This is a genomic window from Kitasatospora sp. NPDC059160 (assembly GCF_042755465.1).
Lineage (GTDB): Bacteria > Actinomycetota > Actinomycetes > Streptomycetales > Streptomycetaceae > Kitasatospora.
On sequence record NZ_JBHZCN010000047.1, the window covers coordinates 1 to 18,998 of the forward strand.

20 protein-coding genes and 1 pseudogene are annotated in these 18,998 nt (G+C 73.3%); 11 read left to right on the forward strand and 10 right to left on the reverse strand.

What is annotated here, in order from left to right; translation table 11 throughout:
- Positions 1-88: 88 nt before the first annotated feature.
- From ACFXOZ_RS20950 to ACFXOZ_RS20960, 3 genes are all read right to left on the reverse strand, one after another.
- Positions 89-664 (reverse strand): TetR/AcrR family transcriptional regulator, encoded by a 576-nt coding sequence (locus ACFXOZ_RS20950; protein WP_380591942.1) that lies wholly within the window; start codon positions 662-664, stop codon positions 89-91.
- A 443-nt stretch (positions 665-1,107) separates the two neighbouring features.
- Positions 1,108-1,677, reverse strand: coding sequence for a GNAT family N-acetyltransferase (locus ACFXOZ_RS20955; RefSeq protein WP_380521781.1), 570 nt, complete (start codon positions 1,675-1,677; stop codon positions 1,108-1,110).
- A 147-nt stretch (positions 1,678-1,824) separates the two neighbouring features.
- The gene (locus tag ACFXOZ_RS20960; RefSeq protein ID WP_380591944.1) at positions 1,825-2,457 is read right to left on the reverse strand and encodes a hypothetical protein; all 633 of its coding nucleotides are present in this window, start codon (positions 2,455-2,457) and stop codon (positions 1,825-1,827) included.
- Between the two features lie 136 nt (positions 2,458-2,593).
- Between ACFXOZ_RS20960 and ACFXOZ_RS20965 the strand changes: the two are divergent.
- Positions 2,594-2,708, forward strand: a pseudogene (locus tag ACFXOZ_RS20965) (IS5/IS1182 family transposase); the annotation flags it as partial.
- A gap of 133 nt (positions 2,709-2,841) precedes the next feature.
- Here the strand turns inward: ACFXOZ_RS20965 and ACFXOZ_RS20970 are convergent.
- From ACFXOZ_RS20970 to ACFXOZ_RS20995, 6 genes are all read right to left on the reverse strand, one after another.
- Positions 2,842-3,123, reverse strand: a complete 282-nt coding sequence (locus ACFXOZ_RS20970; RefSeq protein ID WP_375884166.1) for a hypothetical protein — start codon at positions 3,121-3,123, stop codon at positions 2,842-2,844.
- 258 nt (positions 3,124-3,381) lie between these two features.
- On the reverse strand, positions 3,382-3,831 hold the full coding sequence (locus ACFXOZ_RS20975) for a transposase (protein ID WP_380521785.1): 450 nt from the start codon (positions 3,829-3,831) through the stop codon (positions 3,382-3,384).
- Positions 3,753-4,550 carry a transposase gene (locus ACFXOZ_RS20980; RefSeq protein WP_380591946.1) on the reverse strand — a complete coding sequence of 266 codons (798 nt, stop codon included), beginning with the start codon at positions 4,548-4,550 and terminating at the stop codon, positions 3,753-3,755. The genes ACFXOZ_RS20975 and ACFXOZ_RS20980 overlap by 79 nt, the downstream gene beginning before the upstream one ends.
- Entirely contained in the window at positions 4,547-5,038 is a 492-nt protein-coding gene (locus tag ACFXOZ_RS20985) for a transposase family protein (protein ID WP_380591948.1), read from the reverse strand. Before ACFXOZ_RS20985 ends, ACFXOZ_RS20980 begins: the two co-directional genes overlap by 4 nt.
- A gap of 179 nt (positions 5,039-5,217) precedes the next feature.
- Complete coding sequence (locus ACFXOZ_RS20990) at positions 5,218-6,657, reverse strand: amidase (protein ID WP_380591950.1); 1,440 nt, start codon at positions 6,655-6,657, stop codon at positions 5,218-5,220.
- On the reverse strand, positions 6,644-6,925 hold the full coding sequence (locus ACFXOZ_RS20995; protein ID WP_380591952.1) for a hypothetical protein: 282 nt from the start codon (positions 6,923-6,925) through the stop codon (positions 6,644-6,646). The genes ACFXOZ_RS20990 and ACFXOZ_RS20995 overlap by 14 nt, the downstream gene beginning before the upstream one ends.
- 138 nt (positions 6,926-7,063) lie before the next feature.
- Here ACFXOZ_RS20995 and ACFXOZ_RS21000 point away from each other — a divergent pair, with 138 nt between their 5' ends.
- The 7 genes from ACFXOZ_RS21000 (at position 7,064) to ACFXOZ_RS21030 (ending at position 14,284) form a co-directional block, all read left to right on the forward strand.
- Positions 7,064-8,341 (forward strand): MFS transporter, encoded by a 1,278-nt coding sequence (locus ACFXOZ_RS21000; protein ID WP_380591954.1) that lies wholly within the window; start codon positions 7,064-7,066, stop codon positions 8,339-8,341.
- A gap of 51 nt (positions 8,342-8,392) precedes the next feature.
- On the forward strand, positions 8,393-9,313 hold the full coding sequence (locus ACFXOZ_RS21005; protein ID WP_380591956.1) for an MBL fold metallo-hydrolase: 921 nt from the start codon (positions 8,393-8,395) through the stop codon (positions 9,311-9,313).
- A gap of 131 nt (positions 9,314-9,444) precedes the next feature.
- Positions 9,445-10,404, forward strand: coding sequence for a helix-turn-helix domain-containing protein (locus ACFXOZ_RS21010; RefSeq protein WP_380591958.1), 960 nt, complete (start codon positions 9,445-9,447; stop codon positions 10,402-10,404).
- A gap of 178 nt (positions 10,405-10,582) precedes the next feature.
- Positions 10,583-11,605, forward strand: coding sequence for an alpha/beta hydrolase (locus ACFXOZ_RS21015; protein ID WP_380591960.1), 1,023 nt, complete (start codon positions 10,583-10,585; stop codon positions 11,603-11,605).
- A 229-nt stretch (positions 11,606-11,834) separates the two neighbouring features.
- Complete coding sequence (locus ACFXOZ_RS21020; protein ID WP_380591962.1) at positions 11,835-12,815, forward strand: helix-turn-helix domain-containing protein; 981 nt, start codon at positions 11,835-11,837, stop codon at positions 12,813-12,815.
- 174 nt (positions 12,816-12,989) lie between these two features.
- On the forward strand, positions 12,990-13,715 hold the full coding sequence (locus ACFXOZ_RS21025; RefSeq protein ID WP_380591964.1) for an alpha/beta fold hydrolase: 726 nt from the start codon (positions 12,990-12,992) through the stop codon (positions 13,713-13,715).
- Positions 13,716-13,729: 14 nt separating this feature from the next.
- A complete protein-coding gene (locus tag ACFXOZ_RS21030; protein ID WP_380521801.1) occupies positions 13,730-14,284 on the forward strand; it encodes a Dps family protein in 555 nt (184 codons plus the stop codon).
- A 61-nt stretch (positions 14,285-14,345) separates the two neighbouring features.
- Here ACFXOZ_RS21030 and ACFXOZ_RS21035 read toward each other — a convergent pair whose 3' ends face one another.
- Positions 14,346-15,770 (reverse strand): dihydrolipoyl dehydrogenase family protein, encoded by a 1,425-nt coding sequence (locus ACFXOZ_RS21035; protein ID WP_380591966.1) that lies wholly within the window; start codon positions 15,768-15,770, stop codon positions 14,346-14,348.
- A gap of 361 nt (positions 15,771-16,131) precedes the next feature.
- On the opposite strand from ACFXOZ_RS21035, the gene ACFXOZ_RS21040 reads away from it, so the two are divergent.
- The 3 genes from ACFXOZ_RS21040 to ACFXOZ_RS21050 are packed head-to-tail and all read left to right on the forward strand — an operon-like array spanning position 16,132 to position 18,975.
- Positions 16,132-17,502 carry a cytochrome ubiquinol oxidase subunit I gene (locus ACFXOZ_RS21040; protein ID WP_380521804.1) on the forward strand — a complete coding sequence of 457 codons (1,371 nt, stop codon included), beginning with the start codon at positions 16,132-16,134 and terminating at the stop codon, positions 17,500-17,502.
- A complete protein-coding gene (locus ACFXOZ_RS21045; RefSeq protein ID WP_380591968.1) occupies positions 17,495-18,796 on the forward strand; it encodes a cytochrome d ubiquinol oxidase subunit II in 1,302 nt (433 codons plus the stop codon). Before ACFXOZ_RS21040 ends, ACFXOZ_RS21045 begins: the two co-directional genes overlap by 8 nt.
- Entirely contained in the window at positions 18,793-18,975 is a 183-nt protein-coding gene (locus ACFXOZ_RS21050; RefSeq protein WP_380591970.1) for a hypothetical protein, read from the forward strand. Before ACFXOZ_RS21045 ends, ACFXOZ_RS21050 begins: the two co-directional genes overlap by 4 nt.
- The last annotated feature ends 23 nt before the right edge of the window (positions 18,976-18,998 follow it).

Consider the following 18,998-nt stretch of genomic DNA (forward strand, 5'->3'; position numbering starts at 1 on the left):
AACCTCGGGTCCCCGCGCCCCCGGCCGCTGCGCCCCCGCCCCGCCCCGGGGGCCCCGCCCCCCCCCCCCCCGGCCCGTCCCCGGCAGGTCAGGTGCGGTCCGCCCCGGGGGTGTCGAGGAGGTCGGTCACCAGGCGCTGGGCGTAGGTGGCGTCGAGGCCGGACGGGCGGAAGAGGATGCGGTACATCAGGGGGGCGACGACCCGGTCCATGGTCGTCTCGACGTCGGGGGCGGGCTCGCCGCGGTCGGTGGCCCGGGTGAGGACGGCGTCGAGCTGTTCGGCCGCGTAGGCGGAGCACTGGCCGGCGTTGCTGCCGTCCGGGTCGCCGAGCAGGGCGTCGCGGGTGTAGGCGCGGCCCGAGGGGGAGGCCATCTCGTCGAGGAACTGTTCGGCCCAGGCGGTGAGGTCGGCGCGCAGGTCGCCGTGGTCGGCCGGCGCGCCGTCGGGGCGCAGACGTTCCACGGCGACGTCCGACAGCAGCTCGGCGAGGTCGCCCCAGCGGCGGTAGATCGTCGACGGGGTGACCTCGGCGCGCTGGGCAACCAGGGGGACGGTGAGCGCGTCCCGGCCCACCTCGGTTAGGAGTTCGCGGACGGCGGAGTGCACCGCGGCCTGGACCCGGGCGCTGCGCCCGCCGGGGCGGACCATCTGCTTGCGGCTCATGACTCCACTTTAAAGCACAGTTCTTGCGTTTAGCGGACGTCTCATTGGGGGCCTTGAATCGAGTGCGAGAGTTCCGGCCCGGGTGATACACGGTCTGCGTGACTGAGCAGTTCCCAATCCGCCTGGGATCGATCGGCAGGACGTCGGGCGGGCGTCGGCGGCGAGGACGAGTTCTTTGTTCGTCCTGCGGGTGGCCCGGCGGGCTGACCGGTCGGAGACCAGGCCGGCTATGGCGGCTTGGGTCTCGGCGAAGTATTCGAGGCGGCCGGTTTAGCGCTGCGCCACTGCCTTGCCGGATCGCGGCGGACAGCATGGAGCGGTCCACTCCTGACAGCGCAGCCAGGGCCGAGTGCGGAAGAGCGTGTCCCAGGTGCGCGAGCGTGGCCGGCACCCGGTCGACGCACACCGGACGATGCTTCGGGCCGGCACCAGCCTCGCGCCGCCTACGCCTGCCGCCGCTCCCACTGCTCCTTCGTGATCTCGTACCGCACACCGCCGAGCTCGGAACCCTCGACCGCCATCATGAAGTCCGGCGTGGGGATGTTCTCCGCGAGCGTCATCCCGAGCTTCTCCATGACGTTGCGCGAAGGGCGGTTCACGGTCATCGTCTCGGCCCAGACCATGCGGATGCCGAGCTCGCCGAACCCCTTCACCAGCAGCGCCTGCGAGACTTCGGTGGCGTAGCCCCGGCCCCAGGCCGCCTGGCGCAACCGATAGCCGAGTTCGGCCTCCTCGCGCGGGCCGCTGCGCCGCGGGCGCAGGCAGAACCAGCCGACGAACGCGCCGCTGTCCTTCTCGTGCGCGGCGAACAGACCGAGGTCATGATTCCAGCGCTCGTAGCCGGCGAGGATGCTGGGGATGGCGAGGTCGCGGACCTCCTCCGGCGGGGTTGGAGTGCCGCCGTTCAGGTAGCGCATCACCGCCGGGTCGCTGTCCAGCTCGATCAGCAGGTCCGCATCGGCGGCGGCGAAGGGGCGGAGGATCAGGCGCTCGGACTCGAGGTAGGTGGTCACGTGAGGATCTTGGCCGAGGCGGGTCGGGCGGTCCAGGGAGTTTTCGTCCCGAGGTTCGGAGGTCAGGTTCCGCGTCAGATCGGCGTGCCAGCCACGGCGGCCCTGCTGTCCGTCGTCGAGGTGAGGCACGGGCCTGCCCGAACGTGATCACGAGGTCCCGGGGCCCGTTTCCGGCCCCGGGACGGGATATCCGATCTGCGTCAGATCATCGTCGAGATCGGCGAGGTCGACATCCGGGTTCAGTGCGGATACGACGCTCTGGGTGAGAGGTCGCAGCGCATAGACGTGACGAACGGCCTCGATGTCGACCGCGACCTCGTAGTACTCCTCCGCGAACTGTTGATATGCCTCGGGACGGCCATCGGTCAGAACGTCGAACAACCATTCCGCGCTGCCGCCGTCCTCCACCCCCGCCGGCAGGGGCTCGATGGCCCCGGCCCTCCACGCGGAGCCTGCCTGTTCACGCCAGAAGCACACGGTTGCCCGCGGTGTCCCGTCCTCTTCGCTGAACGCAGGCTCCGCAACGTGGTGGAGAAATGCCGCCGGCACCCCGTCGAACAACCCGGGCCACGGGACCGGGGGCGTGACCCGATACGGACTCATCGGCGACTCATGATCGAAGCCACGGGCATACGCGCCCGCCGGCGAGAAGACGATCGAGTAGTCGTTACCGCACCCGTCACGCATCGAGGCCATCTCCTCGGTCGGCGACCACCGGGAGTCGAACGAGGAGAACCGGGACTCCCAGTCCGGGCTCAGGATGGCGTCCAGGACGGCCATGGCGCGGGAGCGATCCCGAACGGTAGAGATCTCCGGCAGCTGACGGGTTACTTCATGGACAGACATGTGCCTCATCCAAGCCGATCCCACTGACAGAACCCACACCGCCCACGTGACATCGTGGATTCCACAGAAACGCACCTTCGGCTGGCTCATGAACCACCGCCGCCTGGCCCGAGACCACGAAGCCCTCCCCCGCCCGTTCCGAAGCCATGGTCCACGTGGCGATGATCAACCTCATGACCCGCTGACTCACCAGCGAAGCCACCCCCACCTGGCATGGAACCTGACCTCAGAACTCGGTTCTGGCACAGATCTTGGGGAGCGGCCGCGGAAGGTGACAGGTTCGTTCGATTGCAGGGAGGGCCACGACCCTGGAGACCGTCAGCGTTCACGCATTCTGGTCCACCACCAGCGCGTCATCGCCCACTCACTGTAGTTGGGCTCCGGCAAGGTGCGGCGCTCGAATTCCTCATCGATACGCGCGATCAATCGGCCCAAGTCCCGTTTGGCTCCGGGCGGCAGGTGCAGCATCGCCCACTCCAGGTCATCACGGGCATCTCCCACCCCCGGCGAATCAAACGCGGAGGCGTCCAGGTAGCGTCCGGGCTGCTTAAGCGCCCACTCGAAACGCCAGATTGCCTTGGCGACCGCGTTGGGCCACATCTCCTGGTCCTCGACCCGGCGGATCGCAGCACGAGTCCGCGCGGAGACACCAGGGACCCTCAGGACCGGATACTGCCATCGTGGCCGCCACCGCTCTGCACGGACGGCCTTGGGACGCCTACGCGGCATCGCCCTTTCGGATCAACATGAGGTCATCCTGCCACGGCTGGGTACCTGCATGCACTGGCTATATGCCCGCCGCGGCAGGGGTTCCTGCTGTCCGGTTCTCGCGCGGCTCTTGGGGAACATCGCGAAGTGTTACTGGAGAAGGATCATCTTGCGGAGCAGCTCGAAGCCGGCGCGACCGTAGAGCTGCCGCTTGATCTTCTTGATGCGGTTGACGGCGCCCTCGATGCTGCCGGAGCTCCAGTCGAGAGTGAGCCCTGCTGTCACGGCGTCGAGGTCTCGGAGCAGGTGGAGTGCGAAGCCGGTGAGGCCCGGTAGCTGGCTGGCGTCGACTGCGTCGATCCAGGTGGGGAGTGTGGAGCCGAGGCGGTCGGTGAGGATCTCGCCGAAGTCGCGGACGTGTCCGGCGGCCTTGTCCAGTTCGGGGTAGCGGGCCAGGACCTCCTTCAGGCCGGCCCGGTCCTCCTCGTTCAGGGTCGAGGGGTGTCGGGTGAGCCAGCCGGTCACCTGCCGCACCGTCGGCGGTCGCGGCGGCGCGCCGGCCGGAGCCCCGCGGAGGGTGGTGATGCGGGAGCGGTCCATCTGGTAGGTGACGGGCGCGTTGTCGGCAACGAGTTCACTGTGGAGGTGGGTGACGCTGGTGCATCCCGCGGCGAAGCGTCGCTCCAGGTAGGGCTTGTAGGGGTCCAGTCTGCTGGGCCGGGGGCGGTGTCGCGGATGGTGTCCTGCCAGCGTGCGGCGTTCGCGTGCCGGAGGACGGTGTTGAGGCCCCAGCCCAAGTGTCGGGCGATCGCCCGGCGTGAGTGGCCTTGAGCCAGGAGCTCGTGAACCTGGGCATGTGCCGCCTTGTTTCTCTCGGCACGTCGGCCGACGGGCTCCGAGTCGTCCTGCGGTCGACCGGAAGCAAGTCCGGTGGCCTCCGGCAGCATGCTGCTGGGCGATGGGTTGCGCAGGCAGTCGCGGTGGGCGGCGACGCAGGTCTCCACGGCCCGGCCGAGGCCCTGCCACAGAGGGAACCGGTCAGCGACCTGCAGAGCGTCAGGGGTACCGCGCCGTGCGCCTTCGGCGGAGGCGCCCCCCCCGGTCCGGCAGATGATCTCCACGCCGGGGTGACGGACCAGCCACGCAGCCAGCGGCCCGGCCTCACGTGTCGGGAGCACATCGACCACGCGGTGGTCTTCGACGCTGGTCAAGACGGTGGAGTAGGTCTGGCCACGACGGATCGCGAAATCGTCCACGCCCACACGCGGCGTGCTGAACGCGGGATCGGGCAATGCCATGACCCTGCGCAACAAGGTCATCCTTCCCGCGCCGAAGCCCAGCTGGGCTGCCAGCCGGGCGCCGGCCCGACCGGCGAGCGCGAGCCCTCGCGCTCCAGGGCATGGTTGAGCCGGGTGGTGAACCGTGCGTACGGGGCAGCCAGCCGCGAGAACCGCTCAGCAAACGTCCGACGCGGACAGTCCGCCGCCCCACAGATGAAACGCCGGACCACCAACCGGATCACGAAGCCCTGCTCAGCGAGCGGAAGATCCTTCAATCTGCGGCGATATCGGTCGTGCACCGGGTCCGAGAAGCGGCCACAGTCCGGACACTCCGCCCCGGCACCCCGGCACCCCGGCACCCCGGCACCCCGGCACCCCGGCACCCCGGCACCCCGGCCCCGCGCCACCACCTCGACCGTACCGAACAAGGCGGTCACCGCCTCGACGTCCAAGTCGTCGATCCCGTCGAACACGAGCGAGTCCCAGAACGATGCAGTGGTCTGCATGACCAGCACGATCACCGCCACCGGCCGACCACGGCAGATACCACAAAGGAGGTGATGGAGCGTCACTTCCGGCTGCCGGGCAGCCAGGCGTACGCGGTCTCACGCGACCCAGCCCCTCGCAATCGAACACCAAGGTGACGTTCCGCGACCGCTCCCCAAGATCTGTGCCAGAACCCAGAAGTCAGGGACGAAACGCCCGGTCAGCGGGGCTCGCTCGGCAGGTCGGCCCGGCTCGCGAGTGCCCGGGCGGGCTGTGCCCGGTCCGGCCGCGTCCGCTCGTAGGCGTGGCCCACCCGCAGCAGGGTCCGCTCGTCGAGGGGGTGTCCGAGCAGTTGGAGGCCGATGGGCAGGCCCGCCGTGTCGTGGTCGGCCGGGACGGACAGGGCGGGCACCCCGGTGATGTTCGCCGGGGCGGAGAGGCGGACGTAGGCGTCGGAGACGCCCTCGATCGTGCCGTCGGGCCAGGTGACGGTGGCCTGGCCGACCCGGGCCGCGGTCATCGGGACGGTCGGGGCGGCGATCACGTCGACCTCCTCCAGGACGCGGGCCCACTCGCCGCGCATCAGGGTCCGGGCGCGTTGGGCGCGCAGGTAGTCGCCGGCGCCGAGCAGCTCGCCGGCCTCCAGCAGGACCCGCACGTCCGCCCCGTACAGCTCGGGGACGGTGCGCAGGGTGCGCGCGTGGTAGGCGGTGGCTTCCGGCACCATCAGGCCCCACTGGGTGGCCTGGAGGTAGCGGGTCAGCGGGATGTCGACCTCGACGGGCCGGGCGCCGAGCTCCGCCAGGTGGCCGACGGCCCGGTGGACGGCATCCGCCACCTCCGGGTCGACGTGGTCGAAGTAGTGGTTGGTCGGCACGCCGACGCGCACGCCCGTCAGGTCCGCGGCCCGGTCGAGGGCCCGCTGCGGCCGGTGGTCGACGGCGGGGGTGTCCAGCGAGGCGGGGTCGCGCGGGTCGTGCCCGGCGAGGGCGGTCAGGACGAGGGCGGCGTCCTCGACGGTGCGGGTGATCGGCCCGACGTGGTCCAGGGACCAGGACAGCGAGGTGACGCCGTGCCGGGGGACCAGGCCGTACGTCGGCTTGAGGCCGACCACGCCGTTGAGCGCGGCGGGCACCCGGATCGAGCCGCCGGTGTCGGTGCCGAGCGCGAAGGTCGCCGCCCCGGCCGCCACCGCGACGGCGGACCCGCCGCTGGAGCCGCCGGCGACCCGGGAGGCGTCCCAGGCGTTGCCGGTCTGCGGGGTGGTCAGGCCGTAGGCGAACTCGTGGGTGTGGGTCTTGCCGACCAGGACGGCGCTGGCGGCCCGCAGTCGGGCGGTGACCGTACTGTCGGCGCTCGCGCGGTGGTCGGCGCGGACCCGGGAGCTGGCCGTGGTCGGCAGGCCGGCGACGTCGATCAGGTCCTTGAGGCCGACCGGGACGCCGTGCAGCGGCCCCCGGTACCGGCCCCGGGCGATCTCCCGCTCGGCCTCGCGGGCCGCGGCGCGGGCCTGCTCCCCGGTGACCGTGACATAGGCCCCGAGCTGCGGCTCCACCCGCTCGATGCGGTCGAGGACGGAGTCGACCAGTTCGACGGGGGACAGTCGCCGCTCCCGGATCTGCTCGGCGGCCTCGGCGAGGGTCAGCTCATGCGGCTGCATCGTTCTTCTCCTTCTTCTCCTTCTCCTTCTCCTTCTTCTCCTGCTCCGGCTCCTGCTCCGGCTCCTGGTGGCCCGCGTGCTCCTGCGTCGCGCGGTAGGCGCTGCCGGGCGGGGTGTCGCCGAAGTCCAGTTCGCGCAGGACGGCGACGACGGAGCGGATGTGCTCGGCGGTGGCCGCGACCTCGGCGTGGCGGTCGTCGGGCAGCGGGAGTCCGGCCAGGGTGGCCCAGCGGGCGGCCTCGGGCGGGGTGAGGGCGGGCGAGGACATTGGAGGATCCCTCTTCCGGTTGGGCGGGAACGGCGGAGCGCCCCGCCGAGAAGCTAAAAGCTAACGGCTTGCGTTAGTGCGACTGTAGGTTCTATCGTCACTTAACGCAAACACATTGCTTTTACGGGAGGGAGTCCCATGTCCGGCCTTCTGTCAGGCCCCCTGACCGGCCGTCCGACCGGCCGTCTGACCGGCCCGGTGGCGCGCGCCTCCGCCCACCGGAGGAACCGCGCGGCGACCTTCGCCCTCGACGCGTCGGTCCTGGCGGCCCTGCTGGCCGCCTCCAGCGCCCCGACCCCGCTGTACCCCGTCTACCAGGACCGCTGGGGCCTCTCCGCGCTCGCCGTCACAGTCGTGTTCGCCGCGTACTCCCTGGCCCTGCTGTCGGCCCTGCTCACCACCGGTGCGCTCTCCGACCACCTGGGACGGCGCCCCGTACTGGCCGGCGCACTCCTCGCGGAGGCCGCCTCGATGCTGCTCCTGGCCTCGGCGGACGGCGCCGGCACCCTGACCGCGGCCCGCCTCCTGCAAGGAGCGGCGACCGGCGTGGCCACCAGCGCCGCCGGCGCGGCCCTCCTCGACCTGGCCGACCCCCGGCACCCCGGACGCTCCGCCCTGACCAACACCATCGCCCCGGTCGCCGGCATGGCGGCGGGCGTCCTCGGCTCCACCCTCCTCGTCCGCTTCGCCCCGGCCCCCACCACCACCGTCTACCTGCTGCTGGCGGCGCTGTTCGCGGCCCAGGCGATCGCCGTCGCCTTCACCGCCGAGACGGCCCGCCGCCACCCGGGCGCGCTGCGGTCGCTGCGCCCGCGACTCGCCCTCCCGCCCGCGGCGCGCCGCACCCTGCTGACCACCGGCACCGCCGTCGTCGCCGTCTGGGCCCTGGGCGGCTTCTACTCCTCCCTCGGTCCGGGCCTGGTGCGCCTGGCCGCCCCCGAGGCCCCGCAGGCGGCCCGCGGCATGGTCTTCTTCACCCTCAGCGCCACCGCGACCCTCACCGTGTGGGCCCTGCGCCGCGCCGACCCCCGCACCGCCGTCACCCTCGGCTGCCTCGCCGTCCTGCCGGCCGCGCCCCTCGCCCTGGCTGGACTGCACGGCGCCGGAGCCCCCGCCGTCCACGGCGGCGCGGCCTTGGCCGGCGCGGCCTTCGGCGCCGTCTCCCAGGGGACCCTGCGCCTGCTCCTCGCCCCGCTCGCCGAACGGGACCGCGCCGCGACCCTCGCCGCGTACTACGTGCTCAGCTACCTCTCCATGAGCCTGCCCGCCATCGCCGCGGGCGCCGCCACCCGGCAGTACGGGCTCGGGACCACCTCCCACGCCTACGCCGCCGTCGCCGCCCTGCTCGCCGTGGCCGCCCTCGCGGCCCTCGCCGGGTCACGGCGCCGGGCGGCCGCGGCCCACCCCGACCGCTGACGAACACCCACCGACGTACAGCCCACCGAACCGCAAAGGAAACGACCGACCGTGCAGACCCCCTCCGCCACCCCCGCCACCGCCACCCCCGCCACCGCCCCCTCCTGGACCGTCGGCGACCTCACCGTCCACCGCATCGACGAAGTCCCGCTGCCGCCGGCGACCGGGCCTTGGCTGCTGCCCGACGCCACCCCCGAGGTGGTGGCCGGCCACGACTGGCTGCGCCCCGACTTCGCCGGCCAGGACGGCGTCCTCCACCTCGACAGCCACAGCTTCGCGTTCGTCGTGGACGGGCTGCGGGTGCTGGTCGACACCGGCATCGGCAACGGCAAGCAGCGCGCCAACCCGGCCTGGCACGACCTGCGCACCGACTACCTGGAGCGCCTCACCGCGGCCGGGTTCGCGCCGGAGACCGTCGACCTGGTGGTCCTCACCCACCTGCACGCCGACCACGTCGGCTGGAACACCCGGTGGGAGGACGGCGCGTGGGTGCCGACCTTCCCCGCCGCCCGCTACCTCACCGCCCGCGCCGAGCGGGAGTTCTGGGCCGGGTACGACATGGACGAGGCCCGCGCGCAGATGTTCCGCGACTCCGTCCTCCCGGTCGAGCGGGCCGGACAGCTCGACCTGGTCGACGTCCCGGCCGAGGGCGTGCAGATCGTCCCGGGCCTGCGGCTGGTCCCCACCCCCGGCCACACCCCCGGGCACATCGCCGTCGAACTGGCCGACCGCGGCGAGACCGCGTTGATCACCGGCGACTGCGTGCACCACCCGGTGCAGCTCGCCCACCCCGCGATCGGCGCCTGCGTCGACATCGAGCCCGAGCGCTCCGAGGCGACCCGCCGCGCCCTGCTCGCCTCCCTGGCCGGCACCGACGCCCTGCTGCTGGGCACCCACTTCGCCCCGCCCACTGCCGGCCGGGTCGTCGCCCACGGCGACGCCTACCGGCTGCAGCCCGTCCCGGCGGCCTGACCGGCGGCCCGCTCGGCTCCCGCGCCGTGCCGCACCCGCTCGGCAGTCAGATGACTTAACAGGCCCCCGGGCCCGGAGGTCAGGCTGAATCGGCAGGGTTTCGGCGAAAGGGCGGTCAGGTGGGTTCGCAGGTGACGACCGCGTCGGTTCCGGAGGACGCGACGGCGACGCTCTGGAGTGCGGAGCTGTCACGGACACTGGTGCCGGTCGAGGTGGTCCCGCTCGCCGGGCGGCCGCTCGCGGGCCGGCTCGCGTCGCACCGGCTCGGATACGTCCGGATCTCGACGCTGGAGGCCGGCGCGGCGCGGGTCTCCCGGACGGCGGCGCTGATCGCCCGGGCCCCGCTGACGGAGCCGCAGGTCGGGGTCGGGGTGCAGGTGTCGGGGCGGGCCGTGCTGGAGCAGGACGGGCGGCGGGCGGAGGTGTCCGAGGGCGGGTTCGTGCTGTACGACACGGCGCGGCCGTACTCCGTCGACTACCCGGAGGGTTTCCGCACCCATCTCTTCCACCTGCCGCGCCGGTCGCTGGGCGTGCCGGAGCACGAGCTGCGGCAGGTGGCGGGAACGGCCGTCACCCCGGCCGAGGGGTACGGCTCCGTGCTGGTGCCCTTCCTCAACGCCCTTGCCGCGTTCGCGCACTCCTATCCGGCCCCGGTCGGTGACCGGCTGCCCGGCAGTGTCGCCGACATGCTGAGCACGCTCGTCGCCCAGCTGGCCGCCGTGCACACGGCCGAGGTGCCCGGCGCTCCGAACGAGCACCTGGTGCGCCGGGTGCGGGAGCACATCGACCGGAACCTGGCCGACACGGAACTGTCGCCCGAGACGATCGCACGGGCCCACCACATCTCCGTGCGGTACCTGCACCGGCTGTTCGAGGGCGAGGGCGTGACGGTGAGCCGGCTCATCCAACGGCGCCGGCTGGACGCGTGCGCCCGGGAGCTCGGCCGCCGGGGTCGCACCGCGCCGACGGTGTCGGCGGTCGCCCAACGCTGGGGCTTCGTCAACCCGGCGCATTTCAGCCGGGCCTTCCGGGCCGCTTACGGCGTCTCACCGCGCGAGTGGCGCGCGCTCCGGACCGCCGACACCGGCTGAGGACCTGCCCGGCGCGGCCGGGATCCGTGCACGGACAGGCCACTACGGCCGCCGCTGCGGTCGTACGGTCGGGCGGCGTGCGCGTGGCGAGGGGAGGCGCGGCCGGCACCTCGCCCGGCGGCCACCAGGTGCCCGGCACGCGACCCCGTGCCCGTCCGATCACGCCAGGAGCGAAGAGTTGTCCGACACCACCCCCGCGCACCTCCGACGACCGGTGCTCGACCGGGCGCTCCAGGAGTTTCTGGACACCTCCGCCGGACAGGCGGCGACGGAGCTCCCGGACCTCTCCCTCCTGGCCCCGGACGAGGCGCGGGACGAGGCGAGGGACGTCGGCGCGCCGGTCGGTGGGGAGGCGACGGGCGGGGATCCGGACGATCCGTACGGCACCACCACGGAACGGCTCGCCCTGCCCTGCGGACCCACCGGGCGGGTGCACGTCCAGGTGACCAGACCCGTCGGTGCCCCCGAGCCGAGCCCCGTCGTGCTGTTCCTGCCCGGCCTCGGCTGGTCGCTCGGCGACGCCGCCGCCTACGCCCGGCTGGTCCGGGAGTTCGCGCTGGGGACCGACGCCGCCGTGGTGTACGTGGACTACGCCCGGGCCCCCGGGGCCCGCTACCCGGTGGCCGTCGAGCAGTGCTACGCCGTCGCCCGCTGGATCCACGCGCACGGCCGTGAGGTCGGCCTGGCGGAAGACCGGATCGCCGCCGTCGGCGACTCCGCGGGGGGCAACCTGGTGGCGGCGCTGACGCTGCTCGCCCGGCAGCGCGGGGATGTCCGGCTGGTGCACCAGGTACTGCTGTGCCCGGTGACCGCCGCGGACTTCGACACCCCGTCCTACCGCCGGTTCGCGACGGGGTACTTCCTGCACCGCGACCACATGCGCCGGTTCTGGGACGACTACCTGCCCGAGGTGGACCGACGGCGGGAGGTCACGGCCGCGCCGCTGCGGGCCACCCCGGAGCAGCTCGCCGGGCTCCCCCCGGCGCTCGTGGTCACCGCCGAGGCCGACGTGCTGCGGGACGAGGGCGAGGCCTACGCGGCCAGGCTCCGTTCGGCGGGCGTCCCGGTGGTGGCGACGCGCTACCAGGGGGCCGTGCACGGCTTCCTCCTCCTCGACGGGCGCCATCCCACCGGCACCGCCAGGGCCGCGCTGATCCAGGCCGTCGACACCGTGCACGTGGCGTTGCACCGCCGTCCCTGAGGCCGGTGCTCCTGGTGTGGCCGGTGTTCCTGTGAGGCCGGGGTGACCGCCGGGGCGGTGATGCGCGGAGAGTCAACAGCGGATACGCGCAGAGCGCACCACGCCGTGGTGCGGCGGCTAACGTCGGCGTCCGCCGCCGGGCTGCCCGGACCAACCCCGCCGCGAGTTCGGCCGCGAGGCGGGGACCGCACTGTCGGCTCCGACGGCCGATCGATCCGGGAGGAACCCCGTGCCCACCGAACTCTCCACCACGTCCCTGTCCGCCGCCGACCGCGCGGAGTGCTGGCACGAGGCGGTGTCCCGTGCCTTCGTGCCGATGGCGGTGAACCTGCTGGAGGAGGAGCCGTCCCCCGGAACGATCGTCAGCCGCCAGCTCGGCCCGGTGCGGATCTCCCGCGTCCAGGCGGGGCCGCAGGTGGTGTCGCGCGGCAAGCACCTGATCGCCAAGGACGACCGGCGGTCCCTCATCGTCAGCCTCCAGGAGCGGGGCAGCGCGATCAAGGAGCAGGACGGCCGGGAGGCGCTGATCAGGCCGGGCGAGTTCTCCCTCACCGATTCGTCCCACCTGTTCCGCAAGAAGCTCGACGGCGGATTCGCCTTCACCTCCTTCCAGTTCCCCCGCGCCGACCTGGACGTGCCGGAGCGGGACCTGCGGGCACTGACCGCGACGGCCTTCACCGGCAGCGAGGGCATCGCCGCGCTGGTGGCGACCTATCTCGCCCAAATGGCGCGCGAGGCAGGCGGGTTGGAGGAAGCCGCCGGCCGCCGGGCGGCGGCCACCGCGCTCGACCTGGTGGCCCAGCTCGTCGACGAGCGGCTCGAACGCGCCCGGGCGCGGACTCCGCGCAACGCGGCCTCATTGGAGCGCGTCAAGGCCCACATCGTGCGGAACCTCTACGACCCGGACCTGTCACCGGCCGGGATCGCGGCGGCGAACTTCATGTCGGTCCGCTTCCTCCACAAACTGTTCCAGCCCGAGGGGGTCACGGTCGGCGGGTGGATCCGGACCCAGCGGCTGGAGCGCTGCCGCCGGGACCTGCTGCGCCCGATGGCCGGGGAGCTGGGTGTGGCGGGCGTCGCGAGGCGCTGGGGCTTCGCCAACTCCAGCCATTTCAGCCGCGCCTTCCGCGCCGCGTACGGCATGACGCCCCGCGACTGGCAGCTCGGCGGCGCCGGTCCGGCCGACCAGCACCCCGCCGCGGGCGTCTGAGGGGACGGCACCGGCCACGACCTCGGCCCCGGAGCGGCGAGGGGTGCGCGGACCGGCAGGAGGGCGTGCGCGCTCAGGACAGGCGCCCCGCTTACGTGTTCCTAGCCTGATGACCACCAGCAGCGCGCAACCGAGAGGGCCCAGGAACAGGGGCCCGGGAACAAGGACTCAGGAATGACGAATCACGACACCCCGACCGTCGTGCTGGTGCACGGCGCCTTCGCCGACGCCTCCAGCTTCGCCCGGGTCGTCCCCGAACTGCTCGCCGACGGACTGGAGGTGGTGGCACCGGCCGTGCCCAACCGCAGCCTGCTCGGCGACGCCGCCTACATCGCGTCGGTGGTCCGGGGCATCCCCGGCCCCGTTGTGCTGGTCGGACACTCCTACGGGGGCGCCGTGATCACCGTCGCCGGCGCCGAGGAGAACGTCAAGGCACTGGTGTACCTGGCCGGTTACGCCCTGGAGGAGGGGGAGAGCCTGGGCGAGCTGCAGGGCCGTTTCCCCGACTCCGAGCTCGCCTCGGCGCTGGTGTACACGCCCTTCCCGCTGGAGGGTGCGGACGGCGGGGGCACCGACGTCTCGGTCGAGGTCGACCGCTTCCCGGCGATCTTCGCCGCCGACGTCGACCCGGCACTCGCCCGGGTCCTCGCGGTCTCGCAACGCCCGCTCGCCGCCGCGGCCTTCGGCGAGGCCGCGCCGGTCGCCGCGTGGCGGAGCAAGCCGTCCTGGGGGCTCGTCTCCTCCGCCGACCGGACCATCAACCCCGAGGTCGAGCGGTTCGGCTACCGGCGGGCCGGGATGACCACCGTCGAGGTCGGCTCCTCGCACCTGGTCATGCTCGCCCACCCCGAGCCGGTCGCCGACCTGATCCGCACCGCCGTCCGCACCGTCACCCACTGACCGGGAGAACCACCGTGACCAGCCAGCCGCGCCTCCACCAGCACACCCCCGAGATCCAGGCCTTCGGCACCGTCACCCAGCTGCCGATCGCGCTCTCCCACGACGCCCGGCTCTACTCGTGCCAGCGGCTCAACCGCGTCCTCGCCGACACCCAGTTCCTGTACGCGCTGTACAAGAAGCACCACTGGGGCATGCGCGGCCCGACCTTCTACCAGCTGCACCTGCTTCTCGACAAGCACGCCCAGGAGCAGCTGGCCCTGGTCGACGAGCTGGCCGAGCGGGTGCAGAGCCTGGGCGGCGTCGCGGTGGGCGACCCCCGCCACGCCGCCGAGATCACCGGCGTACCGCGCCCGCCGGACGGCGTCGAGGACGCACCGGCGATGCTCTCGCGGCTCCTCGACGCCCACGAGGCCATCCTCGCGGAGGCCCGCGACGCGGCCACCCGCACCGCGCGGCTCGGCGACGACGGCACCCAGGACCTCCTGGTCTCGCAGGTCATCCGCACCGGCGAGGCCCAGGTCTGGTTCCTCGCCGAGCACCTCGTCGTCACCCCCGGGCCCGCGGCGTGAGCAGCGGGCGGGGCCCGTTCCCCAGGACGGGCCCCGCCCACGCCTGATTGTCCGGCCCCGCTCAGCCGCGGTAGGCCTCCAGCAGGCGCAGCCAGACCTCGCTGATGGTCGGGTAGGCGGGGACGGCGTGCCAGAGCCGACCTATCGGCACCTCCCCGGCGACGGCGACGGTCGCCGAGTGGAGCAGTTCCGCGACCCCGGACCCGACGAAGGTCGCCCCCACCACGGTCTCGCGGTCCAGGTCGACCACGACCCTGGCCTGCCCGCGGTACCCGTCGGCGTACAGCGCGGCCCCCGCGACGTCGCCGATCCGGTAGTCGACGGCCCGCACGCGCCGGCCGGCCGCGGCTGCTTCGGCGAGGGTGGGCCCGACCGAGGCGACCTCCGGGTCCGTGAAGACCACGTGGGGCACGGCCGCGTGGTCGGCGGTCGCGACGCTGCGCCCCCAGGGCAGCAGGTCGAGCCCACGCCCGGACGCCCGGTCGGCGATCACGGCGCCGAAGACCCGTCCCTGGTACTTGCCCTGATGGGTCAGCAGGGCGCGGTGGTTGACGTCGCCGGCCGCGTAGAGCCAGCCGCCGGTCACGCCCACGGCCAGTCCGGTGTCGTCCACCTCGATCCAGTCCCCGGGCTCCAGTCCGACCGTCTCCAGTCCCAGGTCGCCGGTCGCGGGCCGCCTCCCGGTGGCGAACAGCACCTCGTCGGCCCGCAGTTCACCGTGCTCGCCGAGGTCCAGGACGACCCCGCCGTCCCGGGCCAGGCCGGCCACCGACACCCCGAAGCGCAGCTCGACCCCGGACTCCCGGAGCGCCTCGGCCACCAGCCGGCCGGCGAAGGGTTCCAGTCGGGGGAGGAGGGCCCCGCCCCGGACCAGCAGGGTCACCCGGCTGCCCAGCGCACTCCAGGCCGTGGCCAGTTCCACGGCGACCGCGCCGCCGCCGACGACGGCCAGCCGGCCGGGGGCCTCGGGTGCGCTGGTCCCCTCGCGACTGGTCCACACACCCGTGTGCTCGATGCCCGGCAGGTCGGGCAGGGCGGCACCGGTGCCGGTGCAGACGGCCACGGCGTGACGTGCGGTCAGGGTGCGGCGGCCGGAGCCGGGGAGGTCCACCACCACCCGCCGTTCGCCGTCCAGCCGGCCGTGCCCGCGGACCAGGGTGATCCCGGCGGAGTCCAGCCAGGCCACCTGGCCGTCGTCCCGCCACAGCGAGGCGAAGTCGTCCCGGCGCCGCAGTACCGCGTCGGCGTCCGGCCCGCCGGTGACAGCGGCCCTCGCACCGGGCAGCCGCTGCGCCTCCCGCAGCGCGGCCGGCGGCCGGAGCAGCGCCTTGCTCGGCATGCACGCCCAGTACGAGCACTCGCCGCCCACGAGCTCGCGTTCGACGATCGCCACGCTCAGCCCGCCGGCCCGCGCGCGGTCCGCGAGGTTCTCCCCGGTCGGACCGGCGCCCAGCACCACGAGGTCGAACTCGTCGGTTCCGCTCATCTCTTCGCCCGTTCCCTCACACCATCTGATGGTCATTCGCCGGAAGCCCTGTGGTGAGCAGGTCCGGCTCCTGGACGACGCTAGGCATCCCGACCGCGTCGGCGTGTTCTCTGCGTGCTCGGCACCGTCCCCAGCAGGCACGGAGTGTCCTCGGCGTTCCGTCGTGCCCGGCGGCACCTCGGTTCGCAGTTGTCCGAGGGACGCGCTGTGCGCTGCGAGGCAACCGACGATGCGCTGCGAAGGCATCGGGGGCACCGCGGGCCGCCTAGGTTCGCCGGGAGGCAGCCGCACCCGCCCGCGGATGACCGCGCGCCCCTGCCTCCCCCGCACCCGCCCGTTCCGCGTACCCTCCGGAGACCTCATGGCCCCACCGGCCGCCGTAGACCTGTCCAGGTGGCAGTTCGCCATCACGGCGATCTTCCACATGTCCTTCCCGGCCCTCACGGTCGGCCTCTCCGTGCTGCTCGCCGTCGTGCAGACCGCCTACGTGCGCACCGGCAACCCGCTCTACCAGCAGATCTTCCGCTTCTGGAAGAAGATCTTCGCGGTCGGCTTCGGCCTCGGTGTCGTCGCGGGCACCGTGATGACCTTCGAGTTCGGCCTCAACTGGGGCGTCTTCGCCCATGCCGTCGGACCGGTCATCGGGGTCACCATCGGCATGGAGGTCATCACGGCCTTCTTCCTGGAGGCCGGCTTCATCGGCGTCATGCTCTACGGCGAAGGCCGGGTCCGCCCCCGGACGATGGCCTTCGCCTCCTGGATGGTGGCCTTCGGCACCCTGCTGTCCACCACCTGGATCATGTCCGCCAACAGCTGGATGCAGGATCCGGTCGGGTACACCGAGACGGCCGGCCAGTTCCGTCCGAGCGACTGGACCGAGATCCTGCTCAACCCGGCCTTCACCTACCGCTTCCCGCACATGCTGCTGGCCGTGCTGATCAGCGCGAGCTGGTTCGTCGGCGGCATCTCCGCCTGGTACCTGGTCAAGCAGCGCCGGGCGGCCCTGCCGTTCGCGCGCCGCTGCCTGTCCATCGCCCTCGGCGTGCTCGCCGTCCTGATGCCGGTGCAGCTGTACATCGGCGACGCCACCGCCATCTTCATGGCGCAGCACCAGCCCGCGAAACTCCAGGCTTTCGAGGGGAACTGGCGCACCGACAACAACGGGTACAACCTGGTCGTCGTCCCCGACACCGACCGGGGCACCAACGACCTGCGCGTCACCGTCCCCCACCTGGGCGCGGTGATCGGCCACGACCTCACCGGGGAGGCCCCGGTGCCCGGTCTGCTGGAGACCCCGCCCGACCAGCGGCCCAACATGTGGAGCGCCTTCTACGGCTTCCACGCCATGTACTTCACCGCCCTGGCCATGTTCGCCACCGCCCTCGCGGGACTGGTGCTGCGCCTGCGCAGGCGGCTGTTCGACTCCCGCCGCTTCCTGCGCTGGATGGTCTGGATGACACCGGCCGGCGTCATCGCCATCACCGGCGGGTGGATCACCGCCGAGACCGGGCGGCAGCCCTGGGTGGTCTACGGCAAGCTGCGCACGGCCGACGCGCTGTCGCACCTGACCACCGCGCAGGCCGCCACCACCCTGGCCGCCTTCGTGCTCCTCTACGCGGCCCTGCTGGCCGTCTGGATCCGCTACATCGTCCGCACGGTCAAGGCCGGCCCGGACCTGCCCGCGGACTCCGCCGCGGTGACCGCCCCCGGAACGGAGACCCCCGTTGCTTGAGTACGCCACCTACGCGCTCGTCCTGCTCTCGCTCGGCATGTACGTCGTCCTGGACGGCTACGACCTGGGCGTCGGCATGCTCAGCCTGTTCGCCAAGGGGAAGGACCGGCGGGAGTACGGCGAGCTGATCGCCACCGCCTGGGACGCCAACGAGAGCTGGCTCGTGCTGGCCGGCGTCGCCCTGTGGGCCGGGCTGCCCGGGGTGTACGCGACCGTGCTGCCCGGGGTCTACCTGCCGCTGATCGGCATGCTCCTGGCGATCATCCTGCGCGGCATGGGCCTGGAGTTCCAGAGCGCCGCCGCCGGCTACCGGCGCGGCTGGGCCCTCCTCTTCGGCGCCTCCTCCCTCGCCGCGACCCTCTGCCAGGGCCTGGTGCTCGGTGGTGTGCTGACCGGACTGGAGCAACGGGACGGGTCGTTCAGCGGCGGCGCCTTCGACTGGCTGACCTCCTACGGCGTGCTGTGCGCACTCGGCCTGGTGGCGCTCTACCTGGTGGCCGGCGCCGCCTGGCTGCAGGACAAGACCGAGGGCGCCGCCCGCGAGCAGGCGGGGCGGGCCGGGCGCCCGCTGCTGGCGGCCACCGCCGTGGCCGCGCTGGTCCTCGGGTTCGGCCTGGAGGCCGCCGATCCGCAGGAGTTCCGGTTCGACGAGCCGCTGCGCGCGGCGCTGTTCTGGACCGCCGTCGCCGGGGCGGCGGCCGCGGGCGCGGTGGCCTGGCACGGCTTCGGACGGCGGCCGGACTGGCGGCCCTTCGCGGGTGTGGTCACGGCCCAGGCCTGCGGCCTGCTCGCGCTGGCGGCCGCGACCGCCCCGGTGGTCGTCCCGCCCGGACTGACGCTCCACCAGGCGTCCAGCCCGGCCGACTCGCAGGCCTTCCTGGTGGTCGGCGTGGGGCTCTGCATGCCGGTGGTGCTCGCGTACAACGCGTACGCCTGGTGGGCCTTCCGCGGCAAGTTCACGCAGACCCCGGAGGAGCCCCTCGCCCCGCTACGGGTGCGGACGGGAGGGGGCCGCCCGGTCCGGCCCGAGCCGGGCGGCGTCATGGTCGTCCTCCGGCGCGTACTGCTCACCGTGCTGGGCGTCGGGCTGGCGGCCGTGTCCCAGGACGTCTTCGGCGGGGTCGCCGACTGGATCGACCCCGTCGGCATCGCCCTGCTCTCGACGGCGGCCCTGGTCGCCTGGCTGTGGGGCGACCGGCGGGACCAGCGGGACGGGGTCTTCGACCTCGACCCCGTCGACCCGGCGGCTCCGACCGGTCCGGGTGACCCGGACGCGACCCGGGCCGGCGCATGAGCGCCTCGGCCGCCCTGCTGGCCGGGCTCGGTGACGAGCGCGCGGGGAGCCGGGACGACGAGGTGTCGGCCCGCCTGCACGCCTGGTCCGGGCCCGGACGCGGGGAGTTGCGCCGGGCCGGACTGCTGCGCGGGCTGGCCCCGCTGGGCACCGTGCTCTGGGCGGCGGGCCTGGCCTGAGCCGCCCAGCGCGGGCTCACCGG

Bases quoted from the DNA above. Each gene is read 5' to 3' on its own strand.
- ACFXOZ_RS20950 (WP_380591942.1), bottom strand. From the start codon at position 664: ATGAGCCGCAAGCAGATGGTCCGCCCCGGCGGGCGCAGCGCCCGGGTC.
- ACFXOZ_RS20960 (WP_380591944.1), bottom strand. From the start codon at position 2,457: ATGGCCGTCCTGGACGCCATCCTGAGCCCGGACTGGGAGTCCCGGTTC.
- ACFXOZ_RS20970 (WP_375884166.1), bottom strand. From the start codon at position 3,123: ATGTGGCCCAACGCGGTCGCCAAGGCAATCTGGCGTTTCGAGTGGGCG.
- ACFXOZ_RS20975 (WP_380521785.1), bottom strand. From the start codon at position 3,831: ATGGACCGCTCCCGCATCACCACCCTCCGCGGGGCTCCGGCCGGCGCG.
- ACFXOZ_RS20980 (WP_380591946.1), bottom strand. From the start codon at position 4,550: ATGACCTTGTTGCGCAGGGTCATGGCATTGCCCGATCCCGCGTTCAGC.
- ACFXOZ_RS20990 (WP_380591950.1), bottom strand. From the start codon at position 6,657: ATGCAGCCGCATGAGCTGACCCTCGCCGAGGCCGCCGAGCAGATCCGG.
- ACFXOZ_RS20995 (WP_380591952.1), bottom strand. From the start codon at position 6,925: ATGTCCTCGCCCGCCCTCACCCCGCCCGAGGCCGCCCGCTGGGCCACC.
- ACFXOZ_RS21000 (WP_380591954.1), top strand. From the start codon at position 7,064: ATGTCCGGCCTTCTGTCAGGCCCCCTGACCGGCCGTCCGACCGGCCGT.
- ACFXOZ_RS21025 (WP_380591964.1), top strand. From the start codon at position 12,990: ATGACGAATCACGACACCCCGACCGTCGTGCTGGTGCACGGCGCCTTC.
- ACFXOZ_RS21035 (WP_380591966.1), bottom strand. From the start codon at position 15,770: ATGAGCGGAACCGACGAGTTCGACCTCGTGGTGCTGGGCGCCGGTCCG.
- ACFXOZ_RS21040 (WP_380521804.1), top strand. From the start codon at position 16,132: ATGGCCCCACCGGCCGCCGTAGACCTGTCCAGGTGGCAGTTCGCCATC.
- ACFXOZ_RS21050 (WP_380591970.1), top strand. From the start codon at position 18,793: ATGAGCGCCTCGGCCGCCCTGCTGGCCGGGCTCGGTGACGAGCGCGCG.